Origin of the sequence: uncultured Amnibacterium sp. (genome assembly GCF_964245895.1) — a bacterium.
GTDB lineage: Bacteria > Actinomycetota > Actinomycetes > Actinomycetales > Microbacteriaceae > Amnibacterium.
In genome coordinates, this window is record NZ_CAXTOQ010000262.1 from 1 (window position 1) to 2,477 (window position 2,477).

3 protein-coding genes are annotated in these 2,477 nt (G+C 72.5%); all 3 read right to left on the reverse strand.

Annotated elements, in window-relative coordinates; all coding sequences use genetic code 11:
• A partial coding sequence (locus ACFE60_RS18780; RefSeq protein WP_375390369.1) for a hypothetical protein occupies nt 1-772 on the reverse strand: 772 nt, incomplete at its 3' end.
• 25 nt (nt 773-797) lie between these two features.
• The gene (locus tag ACFE60_RS18785) at nt 798-1,733 is read right to left on the reverse strand and encodes a dihydrodipicolinate synthase family protein (protein ID WP_375390370.1); all 936 of its coding nucleotides are present in this window, start codon (nt 1,731-1,733) and stop codon (nt 798-800) included.
• Nucleotides 1,723-2,477 (reverse strand): SDR family NAD(P)-dependent oxidoreductase (locus ACFE60_RS18790; protein ID WP_375390371.1); only part of this gene is annotated, 755 nt, incomplete at its 5' end. The genes ACFE60_RS18785 and ACFE60_RS18790, both read right to left, overlap by 11 nt.

The following is a 2,477-nucleotide window of genomic DNA, read 5'->3' on the forward strand; positions in this document are numbered from 1 at the left end:
GCACCCCCCGCTCGGTCATCTTCTCCGTCTGCGTCATCAGCCGCATCCCCTGCTCACGCAGCTGCGCCGCCACTTCGATCGCGAGCGCCGGCGCGCCACCCGTTTGGACCGTGGCGATGCGCCACTCGCGGTCGTGGTGCCAGGTGCCGAGCGACGCGAAGTTGACGAGCCGCATGCCCGACAGGTCGTCCGCGCTGCCGCCGAAGACGAAGTCGACGGCGTGATCGTTGCCGCCCACGCCCGACACCATCAGGGCGGCGCCGTCGTCGTCGACCAGGGCGCTCATCGGCAGCGAGATGCGGTGCTCGTGGAAGACGAGACGCGGGCGACTTCCGGGCCCGCTGCCGTCGGCGCGCATCCACAGGCCCTCCCCGTCGGGCAGCAGGTAGCGCCACTGGTCGCGCGAGGAGCCGTCCGGCCGGGGGGTGACCGTTGGGCCGGCGTACTCGTCGAGCGGGTAGTCCTCCGGGCCCGAGAGGCGGATGCGCGTCACCGATCTCGGGCTGCGGCCCGCTTCGGAGCCCAGGGTCACGACCGCGGTGAGCACCAGCTCGCCGAAGTCGCCCGGTCGGGCGCCGGGATGCGGGCGGAACGAGATCAGCAGGCCGCGGTCGACGAGCTCGGCGTGGTCGAGCTGCGCGTCGGCGCCGAAGGACGCGATCCAGTCCGGCCCGTCCGCACCGTCGACCAGGAGCCGGAAGCCTCCGCCGACGCCCGTCACCAACCGGATGCTGACGCCGTCGACGCTCGCGGTGAGGTCTGATGTGCGCATGGTCTGGCCTTTCCTTCGGTGGTGTTCAGGACAGCGCGAGCTCGCCGGCGAACTCGACCAGGAACCGGTCGACCCCGGCGAGCTCTTCGGCGTCGAGCCGGTACCCCGGCGTGCGGCAGCGGTCGGAGGCGATGAGCCCCCGGCGGACCGAGATCGTCTTCTCCACCTGCACGATGAACTCCACGTGCTGCATCCACTCCAGGAGGTACGGCGCCATACGACGGTGCAGAGCGTGGAAGCCGTCGCGGTCGCCTGCGGTCCACAGCGCCCACAGCAGGTGGTACAGCTCGACGACGCTGCATCCGGGCTGCAGGCCGACCGCGCCGCGCGCCAGGGCGTCGGGCAGGTACAGGCCCCCGTAGCCGACCAGGCAGGGCAGCCGGGGCTGCAGCCCGCCGAACCGCGAGACCATCCGGCCGGGTGGCACGGCCTCGACCTTCACCGCGGCCAGGTTGGCGAATCGGGCCGCGAGGTCCACGAGGTCGTCGGGAGCGAAGGAGGCGCCGGTCAGCCCCGGTGCGAGCTGAACGATCACCGGCGTCGCCGGCACGGACTCGAGCACCGCCGCCAGGTGCGCGAGAACCTCGCTTCGGCTCGGGTTCAGGAAGGACGGAGGCAGCACGTTCAGGGCGTCGGCCCCGTGCGCGACCGCCCACTCGGCCTCCTCGACGGCGAGGCGGGTCGCGTGATCCGGCACCGAGAGGACGGAGGCGACGCCCGGCCGGTCCTGGGCCGCAGCGATCACCAGCAGCCCGAGCTCGTGGCGCTCGTCGCGGCTGAGCTTCATGAACTCGCTCGCGAATCCGGGGAACATCAGACCGGAAACGGGTGTCGAGGCCACATGGGCGGCCAGCCGCTCGAATCCCTCGAAATCCACGTCGTCGGTCGCGGTGAACGGGGTCTCCAGCACCGGCAGCACTCCGTGGAAGACCGGATGTCCGGACGTCGCGTCAGCCGACATCGATGACCGACGTCGTCTGGCCGCCGTCGACGACGACGGTGGTGCCGGTGATGTAGGAGGCGCCGTCGCCGGCCAGGAAGAGGATCACCGCGGCGACCTCGTCGGGCCGACCCAGCCGCCCGAGCGACGCCTGGCGGGCCGCGGCGCTGCGTCCGGCGTCGCCCACGCCGTCCCACACCTTCGTCAGGATCGATCCGGGCAGGACGCAGTTGACACGAACCCAGGGGGCGTATTCGATCGAGAGTTGGCGGGTGAGGGCGACGACGCCGCCCTTCGCCGCGGCATAGGCGGGCCGGTCTGGCCAGGCGACCAGGGCGTGCACGCTGCCGACGTTGACCACGCTGCCCCCGGCGGCCTCCAGACTCGCGTGGAACGCGCGCACCGACCGGTACACCGACGACAGCGTGACGGACAGCTGGCGGTTCCAGTCGGCCTCGGTCTGCTCGTGCGCCGGCGCATCCACGAGCGCGTAGGCGTTGTTGACGACGATCGCGGGCGAGCGGTCCGCCGCGCGCAGTTCTGCAGCCAGCGCATCCCACGCCTCGGGATCGGCCACATCGAGGCGGTGTGCGGTCGCCCTCCCTCCGTCGGCGACGAGTGCGGCCGCGACGGCAGCCACCGCCGCCCCGTCGATGTCGGTGGCGATCACGTCGTGACCGGCCGCGGCGAAGGCGGCTGCGGTGGCCGCTCCGATGCCGCTGCCCGCGCCGGTGATGAAGACCGGGCCCGCGGTCATGCGGCGCG